The following is an 8,434-nucleotide window of genomic DNA, read 5'->3' as shown; positions in this document are numbered from 1 at the left end:
CGGGGCTCCCGCGGCACCACGATGTCGAGACCCGGTCCGCCATGGGTCATGTTGGTGAATTGAGTTCACAGATGCTAATCTGCCCCCTGGATGTCCGTTAGGTCTGAGATGGGGACCGAAGAGGGCCGGCACGGTGCCACCGGGCCGGGAATCGGTCGCCCGGCGTCCTGCCAGACTGGTCGGGCTGTTCACCAAGGGGGGTATCAGGTGCCGAGTTCGACGACCGAACGTGCTCCGTCAGCACGCCGCGTCCGCCAGCAGGCCATGGGCGGGACGGGGCCGGGCCCGGGGGCGCCGGCATCTGACGAGCGTCCCGACATCGGCGCGCTGGTGGAGGTCCGTGGTCAGAAGTGGGTGGTCGCGGACATCGACGGACCGGCCGCCGGCGGGGCGAGGTGGATCGCGGCGGACGTGGGCGCGGCGGATAAGGCGGACGCGGCGGGGCCTGACGCCGTCGGGGACGGAGCGGCGCCGAGCACGAGCACGTTGGTCACCCTCCAGAGTGTGGAGGACGGTCGCTACGGCCACACCGTCGAGGTGATCTGGGAGGTCGAGCCGGGCCGGCGGGTCCTGCCCAGCGGTTCGCTGCCCGACGTCACCCGGGGCGGCTTCGACCCACCGGGCCGGCTGGCCGCCTTCCTCGACGCGGTGCGCTGGTCGGCGGTGACCTCCGCGGACGCCCGGCGGCTGCAGGCCCCGTTCCGCTCGGGGGTGGCCGTCGAGGACTACCAGCTCGAGCCGGTGGCGCGCGCCCTTGCGGCGCCCCGGGTGAACCTCCTGCTCGCCGACGATGTCGGCCTCGGTAAGACCATCGAGGCCGGGCTGGTCGCCGAGGAGCTGCTGCTGCGGCACCGGGCGCGCCGCATCATGATCGTCTGTCCGGCCGGGCTCACCCTGAAATGGCGCGACGAGATGGCCGAGAAGTTTGGCCGCGATTTCACGATTATTGACGCGGAGCGCTGCGCGGCGGTCCGTCGCTCGCACGGCAGCGCGGCGAACCCGTTCGAGGTCTACCCGCTGACGATCGTCAGCCTGCCCTGGCTGCGTGGCCCGAAGGCGCAGCGGCTGCTTGACGAGGTGCTGCCCGGCGATGGTCAGCCGACCTACCCGCGGACCTTCGACCTGCTCATTCTCGACGAGGCCCATCACATCGCCCCGGCCGCGCCCAGGCAGGTCTACGCCGTCGACTCCCAGCAGACCAAGCTGATCCGCCGGCTCGCGCCGCACTTCACCCACCGGCTGTTCCTGTCCGCCACCCCGCACAACGGCTACCTCGCCTCGTTCACCGCGCTGCTGGAGATCCTCGACGACCAGCGGTTCGCCCGTGGCGTCGAGCCGGACCGGATGGCCGTGGACGAGGTCGTGGTCCGCCGGTTGAAAAGCAGCATCGAGAACGCGGACGGCACCCCGCGGTTCCCCCGGCGCCGCTCGATCGACATGCCGGTGGTCTATCCGGACGGCGAACGGGAGATCCACGGCCTGCTCAAGGAGTTTGCCGCACTGCGCCGGGCCCGGCTGGATTCGCCGCGCGGCCGCAAGGCGACCGACCTGGTGACCCTGCTGTTGAAGAAGCGGTTGTTCTCCTCCCCGGCGGCGTTCGGCCACACCGTGGGCGTCTACCGGGAGACCCTCGTGTCCCGGCACGGGCGCCCGGTCCACGCGTCCCGCCTCGCGGATGAGGCCGAGCCGGGGATGCCTGGGCCGGGGATGCCTGGGCCGGGGATGCCCGAGCCGTGGATGCCCGAGCCGTGGATGGAGGACTACTTCGACGACGTCGCGACCCTGGACGACGAGCAGCTCGCCGACGCCGAGGACGACGCCCTCGGCCGGATCGGGCCGATGCAGCTCGATCCCACCGACGGCGAGATCGAGCTGCTGGACCGGATGCGGCGCTGGGCGGACGCCCACGAGGCCGAGCCGGACGCCAAGGCCCGCGCGCTGCTCGATTATCTGAACGCGGTGTGCCGGCCGGACGGGCGGCACTGGTTCGATGAGCGGGTCGTCGTGTTCACCGAGTACCGCGACACGCAGATCTGGCTCGCCGGACTGCTGCGCCAGGAGGGGCTCGCCGGGGAGCGGCTCGGCCTGTTGCACGGCGGGCTGTCCGTTGACGAGCGCGAGCAGCTGCGGCTCGCCTTCCAGGCCGAACCGAGCGAACATCCGATGCGGGTCCTGCTCGCCACCGATGCGGCGAGTGAGGGCATCGACCTGCAGAATCACTGCCATCGGCTGGTCAACTACGACATCCCGTTCAACCCGAACAAGCTGGAGCAGCGGATCGGCCGCATCGACCGGTACGGGCAGCGCCGTTCCCCGGAGATCCGGCACTTCGTCGGCTCCGGCTGGTCGGGCAGCGTCGATTCCTTTGAGGCCGACCTGGAGTTCCTGTCGCGGGTGGTGAAGAAGGTCGCGCAGATGAAGGCCGACCTCGGGTCGGTCAACGCGGTGCTCTCCGATCGGGTGCAGCGTCGGATGCTGGGGGAGCGGATCGACCTCGGTCCCGACGACCTCGACGTCGGTCCGGGCGGCTCCGTGGCCGCCGGAGGCACCGTCCCGGTCGCGGAGAACGTGCGCGAGCAGGTGCGCCGGCTGCGGGCGAACCTCGACGACACGGTCCGCGAGCTCGGCATCACCCCGGCGGCGGTGCGCCGCGTCGTCGGCACGGCACTGAGCCTCGCCCGCCAACAGGCACTCACCCCGTACGTCGACGAGAAGGAGCACGCCGAGGGACTGTTCACGGTGCCGACGCTCACCGGCTCGTGGCAGCGCGCCTCCGCGGGACTCACCGAGAAGCTGCGCCGTGAGGACCTTCCCCCGGGCACGCCGCCGCGCCAGCGGCCGATCACCTTCGACCCGGCCATGGCAAAGGACCGCGACGACGTCGTGCTCGCGCACCTCGGCCACCGCCTCGTCGACATGTCGACAAGGCTGCTGCGGGGCGCCGTCTCCAACGCCGACGTCGGGCTGCACCGCGTCACCGCCGTGCGCTCGGACGATCCGCGCTGCGAGGAGGTGCTGATCGGCGCGTTCTCCCGGTTCGTGCTGGTGGGCGCGGACGGCGTCCGGCTGCACGAGGAGGTCCTGTACGCGGGCGGCTGGGCGCCGGCGACCGGGCGGTTCCGCCGCCTGGAGAACCTGACGGTCCTCGGCGATCTCGTCGGTACCGCGCTCGCCGCCGGCCGGCCCGTCTCCGGGGAGACGCGGGAGCGGCTCGTCGAGCGCTGGCCGGCGGTGCGGCCCGGGGTGCTCTCCGCCCTGGAGTGGCGGACGAGGACCCGCCAGGAGTCGCTGACCCGCCTTCTCGGCCAGCGCCGGGCCGCCGAGGAGAATCGGATCACCACTATCCTCGATCAGTTCGCCGCGACGCTGCGCGGTGCGATCGAGGATCCGGAGAACGACGAGGACGCCCTGTTCAGCCGGTTCGAGATCGCCAGGAGCCGCGAGGAGCTGGCCCAGTACCGCAAGGACCGGCAGGCGTGGCAGGACCGGCTCGACCGGCTCGACCAGGAACGGCGACGGGAGCTCGACGTGATCGCGCAGCGATACCGTGACCCGAGGCAGCACCAGTTCCCCGTCGCGGTCGTCCTGGTCGTGCCGGCAGCGGAGGAGGCGCGATGAGTACCGTGGGTGCCACCACGCGGGGCCGGGGCATCCCCGGAGGTCGCGGCAGCGGCAGCGGTGGCGGTGGCGGTCGGCGCCGGCCGCCCGCGCCGGACGGCTCCGCGCAGCACCGCGAATGGCTGAGCCTCATCGAGGTCAGCGGGCCGTTCCTCAGCCTGCCCGTGCTCCGGCGGGTCTGGCCGACGCTCGACCCGCTGGAGAAGAAGACCCGGGAACGCCTGCGCCGGGAGCACACCGCCTGGCTGGACGATCCCGTCGGCGGCCAGGCGGCCTGGGTGCGTTTCGTTCTCGGCGAGCTACTCGGCTGGGGGAACACGCTCGTCCTGCCCGATGGCACGAACGGCGCGAACGGCGCGGGTGGCGCGGGTGGCGCGAACGGCGCGCTGCGCTCGTTCACCGTCGACGTCGGCGAGCACGACGCGCACCTCGTGCCGTCCTTCATCCTCGTCGATCCGGACACAGCGGACACAGTGGCCGCGGGGGACACAGTGGCCGCGGGGGACACAGTGGCCGCGGGGGACACAGTGGCCGCGGGGGACACAGTGGCCGCGGGGGACACAGTGGCCGGGGGGTCGTCCGAGGTGAAACCGGACGCGGTCCGCGTGCTCGGTCTGGTCGTCGCGCCGTCACAGTCCCCGACGGCGCGGATCGCCGGGCAGGCCTGGGCTGCGACGCCGGTGGACCGGGCGGCGATCGCCTGCCGGCATCACGGGATCGAGCTCGCGCTGGTGACGAACGGCCGGCAGTGGGCGTTGGTTTGGGCGCCGCGCGGCGGGGTGACGGCGACGGCGGTGTTCGACGCGGTGTCCTGGCCGGAGGCGGCCGAGCGCGACGTCGTGCGGGCGTTCGTGTCGTTGCTGTGCCGGCGGCGCTTCTTCGGCGTACCCGACGACGAGACGCTGGTCCCGTTGCTGAAGGCGAGCCTCGGCAGCCAGGAGGAGATCACCGAGGCGCTCGGCGTCCAGGTTCGCCAGGCCGTGGAGCTGCTCGTCGCCGCCTTCGGCCGCTGGCACGTCGCCGAGCGGGACCGGGGTGGCGCCGGGCTGCGCGACGTCGGCGCGCACGACGTCTACCGGGGCGCGGTCGCGGTGATGATGCGCATCGTCTTCCTGCTCTACGCCGAGGAACGCGGCCTGCTGCCCGCCGGCAACGACCTGTACGCGAGTACCTACTCCGCCGGCCGGCTGTGCGCCGAGCTGGAACAGCAGCTTTACGACGGCGCGACCGAGGACGACCTGGAGCAGTCGACGGCGGCCTGGCACCGGCTGCGCGCCCTGTTCACCGCCGTGTACGCGGGGGTCGATCATCCCCGGCTGCGCATGCACGCCTACGCCGGTTCGCTGTTCGACCCGGCCGCCCATCCGTGGCTGCCACTCGGCGTGGACGACCGCACGGTGCTGCACATGCTGCGTGCCGTCCAGTACATCCAGGTCGGCAGCGGGAAGTCCCGGGAGCGGCGGACGCTGAGCTTCCGCTCGCTGGACGTCGAGCAGATCGGTTACGTCTACGAGGGTCTGCTCTCCTACGATGCCGAACGCGCCCCGGCCGCGGAGGTGGTCGTCGGCCTGGCCGGCCGGGAGGGGCTGGAGGCCGAGGCGAAGCTGTCCGAGCTGGAGGAGCTCGCCTCGCGTCACCGGGGCCGCCCGCTGCTCGCCGCCGCGCTCGCCGAGAGGTTCGCCGCCAGCGGGATCGGCGCGCCGAAGGCGGTCGAGCGCCGGCTCGTTCCGTTGGAGGCCGGCGAGCGGGAGGAGGCCCGCAAGGCCCTGCTCGCCGTGACCCGCGGCGACTACCCGACCGCCGAGCGGCTGCTGCCGTTCCACGGCCTGCTGCGCACGGACCTGCGCGGCCAGCCCGTCGTGGTCCTGGAGGACGGGCTGTACGTCACCGAGTCGCCGCTGCGGAAGAACACCGGCACCCACTACACCCCCAGGTTCCTGGCCGAGGAGGTCGCGGACAACACCCTGGAGCCCCTGGTCTACGCCCCCGGGCCGTTGCAGACCGCCGACCGGGGCGCCTGGCGGCTGCGGTCCAGCGCCGACATCCTGTCGCTGAAGGTCGCCGACATCGCGATGGGCTCGGCCGCGTTCCTCGTCGCCGCCGCCCGCTACCTCGGCGACCGGCTGGTGGAGGCGTGGATCCGTGAGGGTGACCCGCGGGCCGCCGGGCACGCCGGGTACGCCGGGTACGCCGGTGACGCCGACGCGGACGACGTCACCGTCGAGGCCCGCCGGCTGGTCATCGAGCACTGCCTGTACGGGGCGGACATCAACCCGATGGCCGTGGAGATGGCGAAGCTGTCGCTCTGGCTGGTGTCGATGGACCCGCGCCGGCCGTTCACCTTCCTGGACGACCGGCTCGTCTCCGGCGACTCCCTGCTCGGTATCACCTCGGTCGAGCAGCTGGAGTACATGCACCTCGACCCGGCCAAGGGCCGGAAGATCCACTCCGACATCTTCGGCTGGACCGCCGGCGTCCGTGAACTGGTCCGCGACGCCGCCGGGCGGCGCCGGGACCTTGTCGAGACCGACGGCTCGTCTCTGGCGGGACTTGCGAGGAAGCGCAGGCTCCTGTCGGGGGTGGAACACGACACCGAGCGGCTGCGGCTCTTCGCCGACCTGACTGCCGGCGCCGCGCTCGTCGGCTATCAGAAATGGTCGGGGACGAGTAACCCGCATGCCCGCGCCGAGATCGACGAGGAGAAGAAGGCCAGCCGGGAAAGCTTCTCCCTGACCGCGGCCCGCCTCGCTGATGAGGTCACCGGCAAGCGGGATGAGACCGAGGCCCGGAAAACGGCACAGTCCTGGTTGGCCACCGATTACGTTCCCGGCGGTTTCCGGCGGAAACCCCTGCACTGGCCGCTGGTCTTCCCCGAGGTCTTCGAGGAGGGCGGTTTCGACGCCGTCCTCGGCAACCCCCCGTTCCTCGGTGGCCAGAAGCTGACCGGTGCACTGGGCGTGGCGTATCGCGAGTACCTCGTCGAGGAGATCGGCGGGGGAGCACGGGGGAGCGCCGATCTGGTCGCCTACTTCGCGCTGCGTGCGCACTCTCTGCTCAACGGTGGCGGTCAGACGGGGCTGATCGCGACGAACACCCTGGCCCAGGGCGATACCCGTGAGGTCGGCCTTGACCAGATTGTCGCTGACGGGAACGTCATCCGCCGGTCGATCAAGAGCCGGCCCTGGCCGTCGAAGTCCGCGGTCCTGGAATTCAGCGCCGTCTGGACCACAGGGCAGATCGGGCCGGCCGCAGCCCGGTTCGCCGACGGCGTCCAGACCCCCGTGATCGCACCCTCCCTGGAGCCCGAGGCACGAGTGTCCGGAAATCCTCACCGGCTGGAAAAAAGCGCAGGAATCTCCTTTATTGGAAGTTATGTCCTGGGTCTTGGCTTCACGATGGAACCCGCCGAGGCCCGCGCGTTGATCGCGAAGGATCCGCGTCATACCGACGTGCTGTTCCCCTATCTGAACGGTCAGGATCTCAACTCGCGCCCCGACTGCTCGGGCAGTCGTTGGGTCGTCAATTTCCACGACTGGCCTGAGGACCGCGCAAAGCGGTACCGCGACTGTTACGACCAGGTCCGCCTCCTCGTCAAGCCAGAACGTGACCTCAATCGCTTTAGTAAGTCGGCCCGTGAGCGGTGGTGGCGATACGAGCGTTCCAGGCCTGAACTCTACGGCGCTATCGCAGGTATCGGGCGGGTAATCGTCATCACTCTTGTGAGCCGCACGGTGATGCCGGTGATGGTGCCGACCGGGCAGGTGTTTTCGCATATGCTCGGGGTCTTCGCAACGGACGACACGGCAATGCTGGCCTTGCTCTCCAGCTCGCCGCATTACTGGTGGGCGGCCTCGCGGGCGTCGTCGATGAAGGCCGATCTTCGGTACACGCCGTCGGACGTGTTCGAGACCTTGCCGTTGCCTGAACTGACGGGGGAGATGCGGGAGCTGGGGGAGGGGTTGGACGGGTTCCGGCGGGAGGCGATGCTGGCGCGGCAGTCAGGGCTCACCAAGACGTACAATCTGGTTTTCGATCCGGGCTGCAACGATGCCGATATCGCCGAGCTGCGGGAGATCCACCGGCTCATCGACGAGGCGACCTTTCGGGCGTACGGGTGGGTCGATATGATCGACCGGGGCCTGGACCACGGCTTTCATCCGGCCGGGAAGTACACTCGGTACACGATCGGGCCGTGGGCGCAGCGCGAGGTGCTCGACCGCCTCCTCGAACTGAACCACGCCCGGTACGCCGAGGAGGTCGCCGCCGGCCTGCACGAGAATGGCGCGAAGAAGAAAGGCGCCCGCGCCAGGGCGGCCGCATCGCCGGACCAGGGGTCGCTGCTTGACCTGTAGCCGGAGACAGCGAACGACACCCTACGTTTGACGCCGGGCCGCCCGCCCGATTTCCGGGTGACCGGTCCGCGAGAGTTCTCCATTCGCCTTGTCCACCGGCCGAGCCACGCGCGCGGTCGACATTCTGCCGTGCCCGGATTCTCGGGGGGATCCGGGCACGGCCATCCTCCATCCACCTTTTCCGACTTTTCCGAAGCTGTTGACAGAAAGCTCGAAGCGATTCAGAATCGTTGTTGTCCGGGATTGATCTGATCGGCTGGCGATAGCGGGACCTCGCCGCCTTTCTCGGATACCGACGGGTTTCACGGCCGTCCTGTCGGTACATTCTTGCGACCTCGCCCGTCTGCCCAGGCAGCCGGCATCGACCCGCAGCCTGATATTCGACGTCTCGTTCACCACTCTCATCGGCGTGCTATGGCGCGCGCCTTTTCACGGGGGATCTCATGAGTACTGCACGTTTCGCC

Annotated in this window: 2 protein-coding genes; both read left to right on the top strand. The window is 70.6% G+C overall.

Going from position 1 to position 8,434, the window contains the following annotated elements:
* Nucleotides 1–264 precede the first annotated feature (264 nt).
* Nucleotides 265–3,618, top strand: coding sequence for a DISARM system SNF2-like helicase DrmD (gene drmD / locus KBI5_RS22700; protein WP_085016402.1), 3,354 nt, complete (start codon nt 265–267; stop codon nt 3,616–3,618).
* On the top strand, nt 3,615–7,970 hold the full coding sequence (locus KBI5_RS22695; protein ID WP_085016401.1) for a type IIL restriction-modification enzyme MmeI: 4,356 nt from the start codon (nt 3,615–3,617) through the stop codon (nt 7,968–7,970). The genes drmD and KBI5_RS22695 overlap by 4 nt, the downstream gene beginning before the upstream one ends.
* The last annotated feature ends 464 nt before the right edge of the window (nt 7,971–8,434 follow it).

Source organism: Frankia sp. KB5 (assembly GCF_002099325.1).
Classification (GTDB): domain Bacteria; phylum Actinomycetota; class Actinomycetes; order Frankiales; family Frankiaceae; genus Frankia; species Frankia casuarinae.
This window is presented reverse-complemented; position numbering and strand designations above follow the sequence as displayed.

Bases quoted from the DNA above. Each gene is read 5' to 3' on its own strand.
- drmD (WP_085016402.1), top strand. From the start codon at position 265: ATGGGCGGGACGGGGCCGGGCCCGGGGGCGCCGGCATCTGACGAGCGT.
- KBI5_RS22695 (WP_085016401.1), top strand. From the start codon at position 3,615: ATGAGTACCGTGGGTGCCACCACGCGGGGCCGGGGCATCCCCGGAGGT.